We start from the raw sequence: 17,660 nt of genomic DNA on the forward strand, positions 1-17,660 counted from the left end.
TAACGTTTATCTCTCAAGCTATAGCGTTTCCCAATAAGAGTGAAGTTACATCTCAAAACCTCACCCCCAACCCCTCTCCTTACTAAGGAGAGGGGAGATAAAGCTTATTGTTTATGGGGTGAGTTTTGGAGAGGAGTTTCTAGTATATCTTGCAACTTTTCAAACATTCTCTCAGATAAGTCTGAAATCTCAGCAGATTTTAAAATTACTATTCAAAGACTTTTTCATAGGACAAAGTGATGTCATTATTAGATGATTTGGTTAATAATTATCTTCATCAGGATTTAGCACAAATTTTTACCAAAGTTGGCATTGAATCTGACAAGATTTCTGATATAAATCGGCAGATTCTAAAAGAAGTTAATCTCGCTCAGTGGTTGCTAGAATCTGCGATAGGCGAAAGTTATCTTGCTGTCAATGCTAATAATTTTGCTGGATTGAAATGGCGAGATCCTGATATGAAGGGGTTTGCCAAGCCTTTGAAAATGAAAGTTACTTCCGAGTCAGAAGAAGTTGAATTCTGTAAATTCCCAGATGTTGAGGCTTTTATTATTGGTTATTGGAAGTTTTTAACTCGTTCTCCTTATAAAGGCTTAGAAGAACATACAAATACGCCAGAAAACTTCCTTGGCTTTCTCAAAGCTAAAGGCTATTCAACTGATCCTAACTATGTCAGTAAAGTTGTAAACTTGCTTCCAGAAGCTCAGAAATTGCTGGCTAATGCAGAGAGAGTTGTCATTCCCATATTAGTGGAAAAACTTCAGCTAATTCGTGCGCCTCAAGAAGTGGAAGTAGGGCAAAGTGTCCGAATTGAAGGTATAGCACGTTTAGCCGATAGTGGTAAGGTTTTGTCGGTGATGATTGATGATAAATTTCCAGCCCCCAATGTACCAATCAGAGAAGATGGTAGGTGGAAATTTGATTTCGTCTTTAAGCAAGAAGGCGATCGCCGGATCATAATGGCGATCGATGATCAAACTCTCAAGATCCACATGAAAGTTATTCTTCCTTTCGATCATCAGGACGATGAGAAGACTCAACAACCCAGAGCATCCAGTTTATCAGGAGCAAAGGTAATTAAACTCAGTGGTAGTGTTGGAATTGGCGGAGTAAATAAAGCTGATGATGTTAAGGCAGTTAAAGCGCGATTGCATGAACTAGGCTACACATGGGTAGGCGATCGTAACAGTGCAGACAGAGACAGAGGACTATTTGACGCGATTAAACTATTTCAGTCAATCATTGCAGGTCGCAGTACTGTTAATGGTGATGGTCGAGTTGATGTTGGTGAAACGACTCATCGATGGTTGCAAGCAGCTAACGCACCACGCTGGGTATTAATGCCAAATAGTGATCCTGACAATGGTTTGGTTAACGGTGAACTAGCCGACATCCAAGATAACCACGATTATGGGACACACTGGTTAGCTGATGTTATCAAAGAAATTGCCCAAGACTATCAAAATAGTTATCGCAATACTCATCCGAAAGCTGCCTTCTTTGCAATTAATGATGTTAGCCTTCCTCATGGAGGTGATACTCCCGACCATCATGGACATGAAACTGGCATGATGTGCGATGTTTTCTTGCCCCAAAATAATGGGACTTTTGGCGGCATTTTTTGGTCGAGTTCTGAATATGATCAAGATACTACGCGAGCTATTCTCAAGTCTATTCGCAAGCAAAAGCTGGTACAGGCGGGGGCGGTTTTCTTCAACGATAAAAAGCTAATTAAAGAGGGGCTTTGTACTGCGATGATTGGTCACGATCATCATATTCATTTTGAAATTAACCCACCAATCAAAAGCTAGATGAAACCCGACTTTAGCAGAATGACTCGCCAATAACTGAGAGCATACATTTTGGCGCATTGAGAGGATATCGATTGTAACTTCTGGTCTACAATAAAGTGAGGAATCTAGCAAATTACTAACATTTTATATTTATTAGGGTGCTTCTCAACCAAGAACTCATAAAATTGAACTAGGTCTATCACAAGAATGTGAGCAATTCTGCTATGAAAACCCTGGCTAAATGGTCTGTAAACGACTATCACCGCATGGTTGAAGCGGGCATTCTGCGTAATGCGACGGCTGAGATTCAAGAATATTGGGTTTTAAATTTATCTGCTAAACAGATGATTGTGTTCAGAAACCCTCAAAATGGTAAGTATGTTGAAAAATATACTATTGGGGAAGGAATGATTACCCCATTAGCATTCGCAGACGTTTCAGTGTCCGTTCAGAGGCTTTTATCATGAGACAATTACCATATATGTGATTTTATTTAGCAAAAAGTCTTCAAACCAAATTTTGTACTTTATTTAATCCACATTCCTAATTACTGGAGTTTAGACTAAGCCATGCAAAACAACTCAGCAGAGTTGAGTTAATCACAGACGTAGTGAAATTATGGATAATCTTGAAGATAAAACAGCAATTGATGGTTATTTAAATGGTGGTGTTACTGTTTTTTTAACAATGGGGCATCGGTTTTTACAGTGAGGCTTTTTTCCGGGTTAAATCTTCATTTACAAGTGATATTATCATTCAGTAAAATTCCTTTACAATAGTACATCAATGGAAATACCATCTATCAGTGGTTTATACGAACTTGTGATTGCAGCAACAGCAGAGTCTGAATCTGTCCTTATTCAATATTGGCAACAGTTTGGTTTTACTGTAGGAGAATCTGGTACTTTGAATGCAAAAGGAGCCAATCAATTATATGGGATCAATTCCGGTTTGCGATCGCTTCGCCTTTATAATCAAGTTACAGATAGAAGTTTGCTCCGCTTGATGATATGGGAGAAAGCAATTAACGAAGGATTAGGACTGACTCCTTTAAAAGCCGTGGGTAGCCGTTGGGGAACTAGTTTATCTTTGGATGTGTTTAATATTGCCAACCATGCTGAAGATGCGATCGCTGCTGGTTTGCCTGTATATTATGTTCCACCTCAGAGAAATTTAATTAATCGTTCTGAGTCATTTGAACCATTTATACAAGCTAATCCCTGCGTGCATGAAATGGTTCTTATCCAACCGTTAACACGACAAGTTCTTTTTGAGCGCCATGATTATACTATCCCTAATTCCGGCATTGTCAACCAGGATTCTCACTTCAAAGGTTCGGAGTTCGTTCACGTTGGACTGATTGTTGAGTGTGAGCATGAAAAGTTAGATTTTTACGACCAAGTGCTTGGTTTGCATCGTGCTGTAAATAATTGCGAAAGTAAATACGATGAAGCTTCTCGCCGCATCCTTGAGCTAAAAGGACCAGAAAATGGGGAGCAGATGCTGAATTATTACTTTACTGCTCCTCTGCCCTCTACTACAGAGCAACCCAAAATTCGTTCGGGGAACATTGAAGTTTTCCGGTTTGAAGGTAGCTTACCAAATAAGCTGAGTTACTCTCGTCCCGGCTGCTTAGGGGTTTGTTTATATACTATGAAAGTAAGGCATATTGAGTCCTATCACCAGCGCGTTAGTAGTAGCGAAGCTACGGAGGTGACGCAGGTGTATGAAAACGAGTTTGGCGAGAAGAGTTTCTCTTTTGTCGCTCCTGACGGATATTTTTGGACTTTATTAGAGTAAGTTTCAACGGGAGGTTTGAAGCAAAAAAATGTATCTATTGATACTATTGCATTTAGCTCAACTGGAAGTTTTATAGTTAGGATGTTTTCACAAGAGAGGACACGCTCAATCCGGTATTGAAACAACGTAAAATCAAGAGTTTTCAAACACCTGCGTAACATAACTTTACAACGTGTCCCATTTTGCGGGTATCTCGGCGGCTACCCTAAACACTATTAACTGTCCCATTAACAATCAAAAGTGGGACAGTTAACTAAATCTGTTGCTCTTATTTTCTGTTTGCTTCCATTTAGTCTAGTTCCCGGTGCGAAACTCCAGTAATTATGCAAGGCTAGTTTTTTCAATGCCTGAGAATCTTAGCTGTAACTTGTGGTATTGTGATAGCCCTTTCGGTTGACTTCTGACTTTTAACTCCTGCCCAAATGGTGAGTGGCTGTCCGACTTGCTTATACAGCAAGCTTTCTAAAATCACGCCATTATTGTTAGCGGTGAGGGTTTTATTCGGCTGACGCAGGGATTCATAAAAGCCGTTGTACCAGCCATCTTTTGACTTGAGGTTGCCTTGGACAAAATTAAATAACTGGCGGGTATAAGCAGTGTTGTAAAGCACATGCCAGCCGATCGCAGCTTTGGCACTGAGGAATCGTAAATCGTTGTGCTGTTCTCTGGTATCTGCGATCGTTGCCCAAGGTTCTCCGTTGACAAACAAGCTGCTGTAGACAAAGTATGGAGGGCGATCTAAGTTATCTTCGGTAACGGCAGTTAATTGTTTTGTGGCTTGATAACGCGCTACTTGAGCAGCTAAAATCCGATCAGCATAGGCTTTAGGCAAAGCTTGAAACCCAGTTTCGATGCCATCTAAAATATAGGGTTCGCTAAGAACGTAGTTATTAGCTCCAGAGTTTTTATAGTCGCGGCGATCGTAAGGAATTCCCTGTCCGTAAAGATCAACAAAGGCAGCATAAGACTGATAATCTAAGGCTTGCTTAACATCCAAGCCCCAAAGCTTCAGACCATAGGCAGCATAATTCTCATAACCCAAGCGACCTTCTTGGTTATACTGTTCTTTGCCTTTGATCACCGCAGTACCGTACATTTGGCCATTTTTAGTCAGACGCTTGACTTGCCAATGTTTCCAAACTGCTGCTGTTTCTAGTCGCAACTGTGGATACTTTGCCCCGACAATCTTCAGCCAGATTGCCATCCTGCCTAAATCGATGGCTGACCAACCAATTTCTTCCCGTTTTTCTAGTTGACCATAATTAACAGGTACAAGAGTTTTTGCATTGTAGACCTTATTAGGTAGTTCCCCTTTGTATAAGGGCATAGATGCCAGCGTTTTCAACATTTTGCTCATTTTGGCTTCAAATTCAGCCGCAGGCACGATATTGAGTTCTCTGGCACTGACCAAAGCTGCGATCGCAGCTGTCTGATCCCACATACTTACAGAGGCAAAGCCATCAACGGAATTGACCAAGCCAGTTTTATCGTTCCAGTTGCGTTGGAAGTATGACCAAGCCTGACGGGCAGTTGTGGTTTCCTCTGGGGTCAGTTTTCCAACTCCAGGAGCAATATAGGGAATTATCGCTACTGTTAGTTGGTTCTTAGGAATGGGTTTACCTGGCAAAACTACAGATTTCGCATCAAGGCTGGCAACTATTTCAGCTTTTTTAGCACCAGAGATCGGTCCTTGGGGTTTCTTTGGTTGTAGCAACTGCCGTGAAACCGTTTGGGATGTTGATATTTCCGGTTTTTTTATAGAAACCTGGGAAAGTTGCTTAGACCAAACATTTAAAATTGCGATCGCGATCGCAGCCGTAACTACTCCTCCTACAGAAGCTAGTATGGACAAGCTCTTAGACGGCGGTTTAAAATCAGAACTCATGCTTTCTTAAAGCCTCATCTTGTAAGTCAGTGTTGCTTGCGTAGTTCCACTAAATACATTCTTCCCAACTTTTAAATCTAACTAACATCCAGAAGTTCCGCAGACTACTACAATAAAATAGGCACGCACCCGATCTCTGGAGTTCTAGCAGTGGGCTTATTTGATGATTTGAGTCGGTTTCTAGAAAATCGTTTAGAAGAATTCTTGCGTAACAATCCCCATTTGGAGTTAGAGGCGCTGCTAGAACAGCTGCGTGAGCAAGAGGAAGACACATTAAAGCTGATCGCAGATTTACAAGTACAAGAGAAGCGATCGCAAGAAGAAATTCTCTCCACCGCTCAAGAAATTCAGCGTTGGCATATCCGTGTTCAAAAAGCCGAAAATGCTGGTAGAGAGGATTTGGCGGCGGCTGCGGGTGAGCGAGAAGCAGCCCTGTTGCGCGAAGGAAATCAGCGCTGGGGACAGATGCAAGGGCTGAAAGAACGCATTAACCAATCTCAGGAACTACTGCGAAAAATTCAGCAGCGCCGACAAGAGGTGCAAGCCAAAGCAGCCGAAGCACAGACAGCCCGTGCTAAAACCCAAACTCAGCAGCGTTTGGAAACCAATGGCTGGTCGAATCAAACTAGCAGTTATTCTGGTGGGTTTGATGACTTAGAAGAAAAGTTTAGTCACTGGGAAACTCAGGATGAGTTAGAACAAATGAAGCGGAATCTAGGAAAATAATCGCAAAGGCACGGATATTAGTGCCATTACTGTATAGGGTAGGCATCACACTTATTCCATTGGTGTCAACTTTAGCTAGAAATAGCTTAACTGTTAGCTTCGTCACCCGCCTTGAACTAAAGTTCAAGGCTAATAGCTAAAGTCTACTGAAGTAGACTAAGGATTTTTGCGGATATTTAGTAATCTTTAGATTACTTTTGTTATCAGTAAGGCACTTCAGTGCCTTGCGGGACATAACTTTTACGACTAAGATACTTTTGCTTGCTGCCATAGGATGAGTTTTAATTCAGAGCAGTTGCAAACTTGATTAATAATTTCTCCTTGGTGATCAGCTAGCCAATCATAAATTTGTGCAGCTTTTGCTAATGCCACTTTTTCTGAACGATAAAGCCGAGGGGTAGGGCAGTAGGCTTGGCCATTGATATGTATAGCAGCAATCTGCCAATAGTCGCTGTCTTCACCCTATGGTACAACGTCTAAAAATCCGCTATTATAAGGCTCGATTATTCCTATGTTCATCTGTAACCATCAAACTTTAAAACAAAGGTGACACAAAGCCGATGCCAGCCATTCAACTGAGTTAAAGCTGAAAATCAGCAGGGAATGCAGTAGCAACCCCTACTAATGATTGTGGGTTCGTAGTCAATGGAAATCTGAATTATTAGTCACCTTTTGGCTTGATTCCGTTATTGGCAGTAATAATGACAAGAGGAATAAGCACAAACTAGGCTAAATTACTCCTCGGTCAGTAATGCAATTCGGATATTCTTAGAGGAAAAGTTACACCCCTGGAGCGATGTCTACGACGGGCTGCGCCTACGCCTCAGCTTAAAAAATTATTAGAGGAAAAATTGGAAGTGCGATCGCCTGCGTTCTTGTTAACCAGAGTGCGATCGCAGAAAGTTCATCCATAACGCCTGTTACTTAAAAAGCAGATTTTAAGAGGATTCGAGCGCATGGTGTAGACGCGCCCAAATAAGACGTTGGTAAGGCTTCTGGAAAACTTTTCGGTCTACTGACTTTGGACAATTGACCTGCGCTCAGGCTAATGCCGATGTCTGACAAAAACTCGCTTCTGTGGGGATTTCTGCCAGATAAGTTTTACCCTCTGTTGGCGAGTAATATTTTTGTTTGCGGAATAAGAGCGATCGCATAATGGTGTTGGAGGTGCAAAAATTCCAGAACTAAGTACGGTGAACTACTTGCTGATTCACTGACCTGGAAGACGATCACTCCTTTTTGTCCAAAGTCCAATACTTAAACTTCGCTGAACTTACGAGAGTAAAGTTCATCAGAAACTTTTTTGAGTTCTGGTTCAACCACTGTCAAATGTTGCTCTAAAATTGCCAAATTGCGAATATTAGACTTATAAAAAGCATCAAACAAATCACCCACAAAAGGCACAGTACCCACGACTGTTTCTAAACCAACATTGAAAATCATTTTGGCTAAATCTTGGCGTGGGATGCCAAAGCGGGTAGCTAAAAATATGATGTAAGCTGAAAACGCTGTACTAATTAAATCACCAGCACCTGGAACTAGACCGATAATTGGGTCTATTCCAATGTGAAAACCTGTTAGAGGGATGCGTATAGATGTATCCATCAAGCGGCTGAGTTTGCGGATGCGATTTAGAGTAGCAAGGCGTTTAGCAGCGTCCATAATTTCTAGTATTTACACTACTCTTAGATTGCACTATTTCTAGTTCTTTGTCTTGTACCGTTAGAAATAAACTGATTACCTATGAGATTGCTCCCGCACAAAGGGCTTAAGAGGTTTTTTGAAAAGTGGTAGGCTGTGATTTTAAGCACTTATTGATCCCCTCTAGCCCCCCTTAAACAGCTACGGTGTACACATAAGTCATCTGATTATCTAAAGTCTTTAAAACCTCACCCTGTCCTGACTTTAATCCCTCTCTTTAGTAAGGAGAGGGACAGGTTTTGCACAAGCAAAACCAGGGTGAGGTTTCTTTGGGCTATTCGATAAACCGTAAATTGCGTCAACAGAGACTTGTGTGTACACGGGAGCCTAAAAAAGGGGGGAACTGGAATCAAAGTCTCCCTTTTTAAGGGGGATTTAGGAGGATATAAAAATATTTGATACATTACTAAGGACTTTTGAAACATCCTCTAAGCCCCAAGTCTGAACAAGCTTAATTTTGTGCAGCTTCACAAATAGTTGGTATTAGTACAATTATCAAGCAAGGAAATTCTGGAAATTGTATTTAATTTGCTAATCAGGATTTATTTTTCTGATAAAGTTTAGTAAAGCCAAGTTTTACCTTTTCTTTGTACTACTTCTAACACATCGTAATAATACCTAATTTTTTGATTAACCGTCACCGAGGAGAAGATATAAAAAATCTTGTAGTAATCAAAGAAGAAGTAGAATTAAATTCACTTTTTTGGTGTTGTTGCCGCAGTATTTCCCAGATGTTTTTCATGAGAACTGAGGCAGAGAAAATAATATGTTTTTAGACATTTTAGCTAGCCTACAACGATTATTTGTGGGTTACATTCCAGCCGTTGTATTGGGTAGTTTTATCGGATATTTAATCGGCATGAATAGCATGATTTATCAGCTATTTAGGTTGATATTTCAGATACCACATAGTATCCCTCCTATAGCTTTGCTACCTATTGCCCTAATAGCGTTTCAAGAGAGTGATTCGGCTGCTATTATAGTAGTTTTTCTGGGAACTCTCTGGACAATGATTATCAATACGGCAATAGGTATGCGACATTTTCAGAGACAGAACAATAACTTTCGAGTAGCTATATTTCATATATTTCATGCCTTGAAAGTTAGCATTTGGGTAGCCTGGTTTATAGTTATTGCTACAGAAATGTTAACAGGTCCTAAAGGACTTGGCTTTACCCTCTGGGATGCTTATAAAGCTGGCAATACCGATTACATAATCCAGGTGATCCTCTACATCGGTATCATTGGCTTTTTGCTAGATCAGTTACTAGATTTCGCAGCCTATATTCTCTCGCAAATGGTTTCAGATGGGAAAAAACCTTCCTAAATTTTATCTAGTACAACACCGCGTAAATAAACCAGCCATTCCAAATCAATACTTCGGCAAGTCTTACAGTGAGCCTGCGTTGCCCTGAGCTTGTCGTTCGCGTGGTAACAGAGCAGTTCGACAGGCTCACTGTGTCACCTTGTCGAAGTGCAGCGTATTTTTCTGCGTCAGCGTTTTGGTATTGATCTGCTTACTTTTGAACAGCATCCTGTGGCTTAATTCACATAAGGCATATTAAATAAAAACTGCTGTAAGATTAAACAACCACAAAATTGTTTTCGGTTAGTGACAATCCAGCAGATAGTTGTGCAAATTTTACCTGAGTAAATGCACCTGCACTGCCATCTTGGTCAAAATACAGTCCACCTGTAATATTGTCATAAATAAATCGTTGAGCGATCGCTGTTGCAGATGCTCCGATGGTAAACTGGCTTTTCTGAAGTGAAGGTGTTGATAACCCGCCACCAAAACCAGTAGCCGATACCTGAATCAGTTCATTAGTGGCGTTGAAGTCATAAAGATGATCAACACCTTCCTTGTAACTATTGAAAGCAAAGGTATCAGTCCCAGATCCTCCATAGAGGCTATCATTACCGTTGCCACCTGTGAGGATGTCATTGCCATTACCACCAGAAAGGATATTATTGCCTAATGCGCCATCGGCAGAGAGAGTATCATTGCCATCACCCCCAGAGAGTAGGTTCTTCCCTGTTGAATAATCAACAATCAACTTATCGTCACCAGCACCACCGTTGAGGGTGTTATTGCCTGAGTCTCTGCGATAAATTCCTTGGCCGTTGTCGGCGTACACGTCGTACTTGTAGCCAGACGCAGAGAGATAATCATTGCCATTGTCTCCAGAGAGCAGATTATCGCCTGATGAATAGTCAACATTCAAGTTATCGTCGCCAGCGCCACCGTTAAGGGTGTTATTGCCACTGGTGTTATAAAAAGATCCTCCGTAGCCGTAGCCGTAGCTAGAGCCGGAGAGAGAATCATTGCCATCGCCACCAGAAAGCAGATTAGCGCCTCGTGAATAGTCAACATTCAAATAATCGTCATCAGCACCACCGTTGAGGGTGTTATTGCCTGAGCAGTTATCAAACCTGTAGCCCTCAAAGTTAGAGGCAAAGAGAGAATCATTGCCATTCCCTCCAGAGAGCAGATTATTGCCTGTTGAAATGTTAGCACTCAAGTAATCGTCACCAGCACCACCGCTGAGGGTGTTATTACCATTGGCAAGATTGACGGAGAGAGTGTCATTGCCATCGCCACCATCCAGTAAGTTATCGTTTGTTGAAAAGAAAGCACTCAAGCTATCGTTACCAGCGCCACCGTTGAGGGTGTTATTACCAGACACCTTAGGGTCGTAGTAGCCACCAGAGACGGAGAGAGAATCATTGCCATTGCCACCAGAGAGGAGGTTATCGCCTGCGGAACCGTCAGCAATCAAGCGATCGTTACCAGCCCCACCGTTGAGGGTGTTATTACCAGACACCACATCGCCGTTATAGTCACCTAAAGCCGAGAGAGAATCATTGCCATCGCCACCAGAGAGTAGGTTATTCCCTGCTGAAGCGTCAACATTCAAGTGATCGTTACCAGCGCCACCGTTGAGGATATTATTCCCCGCATCACCCCGTAGCCAGTCGTTACCAATACCACCGTCGAGGGAGTCATTGCCCGTATCACCAACGAGGGTGTCATTCCCCACACCACCAATGAGAGTATCATTCCTCGTACCACCCCGCAGCAAGTCGTTGCCACTCAAGCCGTCGATTTTGTCATTACCGCCCTGACCATTGATCACATCATCGGAGTTGTCTAAACCCGTAATGTTATTATCAAGGTCATTGAGGAAAGTCACGGTGTTCTTGATGCCCAGATTATGATCAGTGGAGTTGGCATCAAAGACATTAAAATTGCCCGTGATGCTACTTTGCCCATCAAACAGGATATTAGCGATCGCTGGTATTGTTGGAGAAGCTTTCAGGTTATCCAAGTTTTCTAGTTTGAAGTTTTTTAGGATAACTTTGGCATCAGCCACCCCTTCAAAGGTGATTTCCAGATTGCTGCTATTCTGCGTAAGCAGCAGATTTCGGGCAGTGAAACCAGCACCAACGAATTTGATGGTATCCACTTCGGTAATCACTGTTGCTGTCGGGTTTGTCCCTTTACCAATGCCACCGAAATCGGTGATAGTATCAGTGCCGTCGCCGAAGTTGTAAACAAATGTATCCTTGCCGCCACCACCAGTCAAGGTGTCGTTACCTTTGTTCCCTGTGATGGTATCGTTACCTGTTTTACCGTTAATACTGTCTGATAAGTTGCTGCCTACTAGAGTGTCATTGCCGTTGCTTCCAATGATATTTACCATAACTTTTACCTTCTAAATTGATTTTTTCAGTAACTTTAAGTTCTCAACATTGAGTTAGTGCTGTTTTAGAGCATAAAAACTCGCCAAGAGTTGACGCTTTCGGCATACTTTCACGTCACCCTTGAGGGATAGTAATTTCTCTCGAAAATCCACTCTATTAACTAGCTTGCAACCAGCTTGCAACCAGCTTGCAAGTAGCACCTATTTAGATATCAGGTTCTTCAGTATCTCTTATGCAAAATTATTAGTTAAATATCAAAACTAGGCTTAAAAATAGGAAACATCTGAATAACCTGATATTAACTAAATACTGAATATCTACTTAGATGTCTATACTTAAACAACTATCTTTGCATAGTCTTTACATTATATGCCAATAAATGTACATGCTAGGTAATTCTCTTAGTGTGTTCTTCACATTTTTAGAGTTTATAGCTAAGAATTTACCGTTAATTATGTCAGTTAAGTTGCTGCCTACTAGGATATCATTAGCGTTGGTTCAATCATATTTGCCATAACTTTTATCTACCTAAATCGATTTTTTCAGTAATTTGAGTTCTCAAATTGCCGTTTGCGCTGTTTTAGGGCAGAGAGAATTCACTGAAATTTTACGTTTTTGGCATCCTTTATACATCACTCTTGAGCAACAGTAATATTTATCGGAGATTTACTCTTTGACAGGCAAATTTGTTAAGGAGTGATACAAAATACATATTTTCCTTTTTGAAGGCTGCGATGCCTGTGGCGTGCTACGCCTACGCCTGCCAATATCTTAATATCTATATAAGAATCTCTATAGGTAATCAAAATTACGAACGCATACATGATGTAACTTAGCCAACAACACTTGTAAACTAACCGCACCCATATCGAAAGTTGACGAATAAAACCCCTAACATCTACTCTCTATTAACAGTAGTTGTATTGAAAAATCCAATGCAAGGTACTATTTTAAGCACCTCGCAATCCGTGCTTAGAGTCATAGAAGAACGCTAATGACGATTAAACAACCATAAAGTTGTTTTTGGTTAATGACAATCCAGCAGATAGTTGTGCAAATTTTACCTGAGTAAACCCAGCCGCACTGCCATCTTGGTCAAAGAACAGTCCACCTGTAGAAAAGTCATAGATAAATCGTTGATTGCTTGTCGTTGCAGATGTTCCTTGGGTAAACTGACTTTTCTGAAGTGAACCGATTGATAACCCGCCACCAAAACCAGCAGCCGATACTTGAATCAGTTCATTAGTGGCGTTGAAGTCATAAAGACGATCAACGCCTTCATGGTAACTATTGAAAGCAAAGGTATCAGTCCCAGCTCCTCCATAGAGGGTATCATTACCGTTGCCACCAATGAGGTAGTCATTGCCATTACCACCATAAAAGGTGTTATTACCGGAGGCGCTAGAGGCTGAGATATAATCATTACCATCACCCCCAGAGAGCAGGTTATCGCCTGTTGAACCGCTAGCACTCAAGCTATCATCACCAGCGCCTCCATTAAGGGTGTTATTGCCTGTTGAGCGAGAGTCAAAGTTGTCCTTGTAGTCGCCAGAAAGGTCAAGAGAATCATTGCCATCGCCCCCAGAGAGCAGGTTATTGCCTTTTGAACCGCTAGCACTCAATGTATCGTCACCAGCGCCTCCATTAAGGGTGTTATTGCCTAATGAGCTAGAGTCGAAGCCATCGCTGTAGCCGCCAGAAAGGTCAAGAGAATCATTGCCATCGCCCCCAGAGAGCAGGTTATTGCCTTTTGAACCGCTAGCACTCAATGTATCGTCACCTGCACCACCGTTGAGGGTGTTATTGCCTGTTGAGCGAGAGTCGGAGCCGTTGTTGTAGCCAGAGACGTCAAGAGAATCATTGCCATTACCCCCAGAGAGCAGGTTATTGCCTGTTGAACCGCTAGCACTCAAGCTATCGTCACCTGCACCACCGTTGAGGGTGTTATTGCCTGTTGAGCGAGAGTCAAAGTTGTCCTTGTAGTCGCCAGAAAGGTCAAGAGAATCATTGCCATCGTCCCCAGAGAGCAGGTTATTGCCTTTTGAACCGCTAGCACTCAAGCTATCGTCACCAGCGCCTCCATTAAGGGTGTTATTGCCTGTTGAGCGAGAGTCGGAGCCGTTGTTGTAGCCAGAGACGTCAAGATAATCATTGCCATCGCCCCCAGAGAGCAGGTTATCGCCTTTTGAAGCGCTAGCACTCAAGCTATCGTCACCTGCACCACCGTTGAGGGTGTTATTGCCTAAAGAACGAGACTTGCTGTAGTAGCCGCCATAAAGGTCAAGAAAATCGTTGCCATCGCCCCCAGAGAGCAGGTTATCGCCTGTTGAACCGCTAGCACTCAAGCTATCCTTACCTGCACCACCGTTGAGGGTGTTACTACCTGTTGAACCGTTAGCATTCAAGCGATCGTCACCAGTACCACCGTCAAGGGTATCATTGCCTGCACCGCTAATGAGAGTATCATCTCCCGCACCGCCAATGAGAGTATCATTTCCTGCACCACCTCTTAAAAGATCATTACCACTCAAGCCGTCGATGATGTCGTCGCCCCCCTGACCATTGATGACATCATTGGAGTTGTCAAAACCCGTAATGTTGTTGGATAGGTCATTCAGGAAGGTAACAGTGTTCTTATTGAACAGGCTAGTTTGAGTGGAATTAGCATCGAACACATCAAAACTGTCGGTGATGCAGGTTTGTCCATCAAACAGGATATTGCCAATGGCAGGCCGTGAAGAAGTTGCTGGCAGATTATCTAGGTTTTCTAATTTGAAGTTTTGCAGAATGACTTTGGTCTTTTCGACATCATCTTCAAAGGTGATTTCTAAGTTGTTACCATTTTGAGTTAATTGTAGATTTTGAGCAGTGAAGTCATTACCTGTAAATTCTAAGGTGTCTAAGGAGGCAATCACCGTTGCTGAGGCATTTGAGCCTTTACCCACGCCACCGAAATCGGTGATAATATCAGTGCCGTTGCCTAAGTTGCCATCGCCCAAATTGTAAACAAATTTATCATTGCCGATGCCACCAGTTAGGGTGTCGTTATCATTCCCACCTGTCAGGATATCATTACCTGCACCGCCAATAATCGTATCATTTCCAGAACCCCCGGAGAGCGTATCGTTCCCACTGTTCCCGACAATATTGTCATTTAAGCGTGTACCTAAGATATTTAATCGTTCGATATTCTTGTAGTTAACCCGATTCGTACCCGCGTTAATTTCTCCAATGTTAGTAGTGGCATTGAATGTCGTTGTGATCCTCCCACCAGCATTGCTGTAATCAACGGACAACAAATCGTCACCTTTACCCCCATCTATCGTATCATTGCCACTACCATAGCCATTGCCACCATTGTAACCATAGCCCGTGGAGAGCGTATCGTTCCCACTGTTCCCGACAATATTGTCATTGTAGGCTGTACCTGAGATATTTAATCTTTCGATATTCTTGTAATTAACCCGATTCGTACCCGCGTTAATTTCTCCAATGTTAGTAGTGGCATTGAATGTCGTTGTGATCCCCCCTGTAGCATTGCTGTAATTAACGGACAACAAATCCTCACCCTTACCCCCATCGATCGTATCATTGCCACTAGATCCAGGGGAGAGCGTATCGTTCCCACTATTCCCGACAATATTGTCATTGTAGGTTGTACCTAAGATATTTAATCCTTCGATATTCTTGTAATTAACCTGATAGGTGCCTGCCGTAATTTCTCCAGTGTTATTAGTAGCATTGAATGTCGTAGTGATCCCCCCTATAGCATTGGTGTAATCAATGGACAACAAATCGTCACCCTTACCCCCATCTACCGTTTGAGTTACCAAATAAGAGGGGGCACTATTTGATGCGGTGCTTACATAGAAAGAATCATTGCCATCGCCGCCAGAGAGTAAGTTATTGCCTGTTGAAATGTTACTACTCAAGTAATCGTCACCAGCGCCACCGTTGAGGGTGTTATTGCCTGAGGAGGGTATATAATCATCGTAGACATCGACATAGCCCGAGCTGGAGAGAGTATCATTGCCATCGCCACCAGAGAGTAGGTTATTGCCTGTTGAAAAGTCACTACTTAAGTAATCGTCACCATCGCCACCAGAGAGTAGGTTATTGCCTGTTGAATACTCAGCCCTCAAGCTATCGTCACCAGCGCCACCGTTGAGGGTGTTATTACCTGAGGAGCTAAAATTAGGGTCCCCTTTATAAGTACTAACCCCAGAGGTGGAGAGAGAATCATTACCATCGCCCCCAGAGAGTAAGTTATTACCTGATGGAGACTGAGCATCTAAGGTATCGTTACCAGCACCACCGTTGAGGCTGTTATTGCCTGAAGAGGGAAAAACGATGTGTTCTTCGTAAGCATAAATGTAAGAGGTGGAGAGATAATCATTGCCATCTTCCCCAGAGAGTAAGTTATTGCCTGATGAAGCCCCAGCACTCAAGTAATCGTTACCAGCGTCACCGTTGAGGATGTTATCCCCGGTTGAAAATTCAACATTCAAAATATCGTCACCAGTACCACCAATGAGAGTATTATTCCCCGTACCACCCCTCAGCATGTCGTTGCCACTTTTGCCGTCGATTTTGTCATTACCCCCCTGACCATTGATGACATCATCTGAGTTGTCAAAGCCGTTAACATTATTGTTCAGGTCATTAAGGAAGGTGACTGTATTTTTGTTGAAGATAGTGTTTTGAGTGGAGTTGGCATTGAAGACATCAAAGCTGTCCGTGATGCTAGTCTGCCCATTAAACAGGATATTGCCCAAGTTTACAGTGGCTCCTGTAGATTTGCTGAGGTTATCCAGGTTTTCCAGGGCAAAGTTTTGCAGGATGACCAGGGGAGCAGTAAACCCAGATGCATAATCATAATTATAATCAATCACCCCTTTAAAGTTGATTTCCAGATTGTTGCCATTTTGGGTGAGCAGCAAATTTTGGGCAGTCAAGCCTGCACCTTGGAAACTTAGGGTATCCACTTCGGCAATGACTCCTGCCGAGGGATTTACCCCTTTACCTATGCCATCAAAATCGGTGATGATAATATTAGTGCCGCCGAACTCGGAGTCGTAAACGAATTTATCGTTGCCGCCTCCACCAGTCAAGGTGTCGTTGCCATAGGTAGCTATGATGGTATCGTTACCGGCTTTACCGTTAATTGTGTCTGCCTCATCACTACCCTGTAGGATGTCATTAGCATTGGTTCCAATGATATTTGCCATAATTTTTACCTACCTAAATCGATTTTTTCAGTAACTTGAAGTTGTCGTGGGTTGGACTACACCTATACTATGATCAAGATTAAGCGATCGCCTGCCAATGTCTTGTATCTAAGCCAGAATCGTTATAGATTGCTAGAATTACCAACGCAGACATGATCCGATTCAGCCAAGAACACTTGCAAACCATCCGCACCCATGCCGAAAGTACTTACCCAGACGAGTGCTGCGGTATAATTTTGGGCTATCTGGTTAATGAAGACAAAACTGTGGTAGAAGTCATGCCAACAGAAAATGTCTGGAATACAGAAGCGGCGGCTGAGTTTCCAGGGGAACGTACAACAGAAAGTAAAAGACGGCAATATGCGATCGCACCCGAAATTATGTTAAAAACACAAAAGGAAGCACGCAATCGCTCACTGAACATTATCGCCATTTTTCACTCCCACCCAGATCATCCTGCTATCCCTTCAGAATGCGATCGCCTATACGCTTGGCAGGGATACTCGTATATAATAGTTTCTGTCCAAAACGGCAAAGCTGGAGAACTCCAAAGCTGGAGCCTTGATGATCATCATCAGTTTCAAGCCGAGGCAATTGAAAATATAATTTAACGGCTTAGTTTAAAGACATCATAGTGAATACCTCTATAGAATCCATTTGATATCTTTTAGGCGAACAAGTAGAATCAACACAAAGAGGTGAATTTAAACAGGTAAGGGCTGAAAATGGGTATTCAAGCGATGTGACTGACAAAGAGTGGGAAATCATCGAGCCATTACTGCCTCAGAAGAAGAAAACTAGACCCCCGCTCTGGACAAAGCG

10 protein-coding genes and 1 pseudogene are annotated in these 17,660 nt (G+C 42.5%); 6 read left to right on the top strand and 5 right to left on the bottom strand.

Annotated elements, in window-relative coordinates; genetic code table 11:
- Positions 1 to 239 precede the first annotated feature (239 nt).
- The 3 genes from V7K31_RS16650 (at position 240) to V7K31_RS16660 (ending at position 3,593) form a co-directional block, all read left to right on the top strand.
- On the top strand, positions 240 to 1,811 hold the full coding sequence (locus V7K31_RS16650; protein ID WP_335095443.1) for a glucosaminidase domain-containing protein: 1,572 nt from the start codon (positions 240 to 242) through the stop codon (positions 1,809 to 1,811).
- Between the two features lie 206 nt (positions 1,812 to 2,017).
- Entirely contained in the window at positions 2,018 to 2,260 is a 243-nt protein-coding gene (locus tag V7K31_RS16655; RefSeq protein WP_335095444.1) for a hypothetical protein, read from the top strand.
- 319 nt (positions 2,261 to 2,579) lie between these two features.
- Positions 2,580 to 3,593, top strand: a complete 1,014-nt coding sequence (locus tag V7K31_RS16660; RefSeq protein ID WP_335095446.1) for a VOC family protein — start codon at positions 2,580 to 2,582, stop codon at positions 3,591 to 3,593.
- Positions 3,594 to 3,933: 340 nt separating this feature from the next.
- On the opposite strand, the gene V7K31_RS16665 is transcribed toward V7K31_RS16660, so the two are convergent.
- A complete protein-coding gene (locus V7K31_RS16665; RefSeq protein ID WP_335095448.1) occupies positions 3,934 to 5,478 on the bottom strand; it encodes a DUF3131 domain-containing protein in 1,545 nt (514 codons plus the stop codon).
- 150 nt (positions 5,479 to 5,628) lie between these two features.
- On the opposite strand from V7K31_RS16665, the gene V7K31_RS16670 reads away from it, so the two are divergent.
- A complete protein-coding gene (locus V7K31_RS16670) occupies positions 5,629 to 6,204 on the top strand; it encodes a TIGR04376 family protein (RefSeq protein WP_335095450.1) in 576 nt (191 codons plus the stop codon).
- A gap of 246 nt (positions 6,205 to 6,450) precedes the next feature.
- Here the strand turns inward: V7K31_RS16670 and V7K31_RS16675 are convergent.
- Positions 6,451 to 6,723 (bottom strand): annotated as a pseudogene (locus V7K31_RS16675) (hypothetical protein).
- 738 nt (positions 6,724 to 7,461) lie between these two features.
- On the bottom strand, positions 7,462 to 7,866 hold the full coding sequence (locus V7K31_RS16680) for a DUF4112 domain-containing protein (protein WP_334784765.1): 405 nt from the start codon (positions 7,864 to 7,866) through the stop codon (positions 7,462 to 7,464).
- Between the two features lie 805 nt (positions 7,867 to 8,671).
- On the opposite strand from V7K31_RS16680, the gene V7K31_RS16685 reads away from it, so the two are divergent.
- On the top strand, positions 8,672 to 9,232 hold the full coding sequence (locus tag V7K31_RS16685) for a nitrate transporter (protein ID WP_335095451.1): 561 nt from the start codon (positions 8,672 to 8,674) through the stop codon (positions 9,230 to 9,232).
- 256 nt (positions 9,233 to 9,488) lie between these two features.
- On the opposite strand, the gene V7K31_RS16690 is transcribed toward V7K31_RS16685, so the two are convergent.
- Positions 9,489 to 11,609, bottom strand: a complete 2,121-nt coding sequence (locus V7K31_RS16690; protein ID WP_335095452.1) for a beta strand repeat-containing protein — start codon at positions 11,607 to 11,609, stop codon at positions 9,489 to 9,491.
- A gap of 1,002 nt (positions 11,610 to 12,611) precedes the next feature.
- Entirely contained in the window at positions 12,612 to 16,838 is a 4,227-nt protein-coding gene (locus V7K31_RS16695; protein ID WP_335095453.1) for a beta strand repeat-containing protein, read from the bottom strand.
- A gap of 152 nt (positions 16,839 to 16,990) precedes the next feature.
- Here V7K31_RS16695 and V7K31_RS16700 point away from each other — a divergent pair, with 152 nt between their 5' ends.
- A complete protein-coding gene (locus V7K31_RS16700; RefSeq protein WP_335095454.1) occupies positions 16,991 to 17,449 on the top strand; it encodes a M67 family metallopeptidase in 459 nt (152 codons plus the stop codon).
- Positions 17,450 to 17,660 lie beyond the last annotated feature (211 nt).

The organism is Nostoc sp. (assembly GCF_036917675.1).
In the GTDB taxonomy this organism is placed as follows: domain Bacteria; phylum Cyanobacteriota; class Cyanobacteriia; order Cyanobacteriales; family Nostocaceae; genus Nostoc.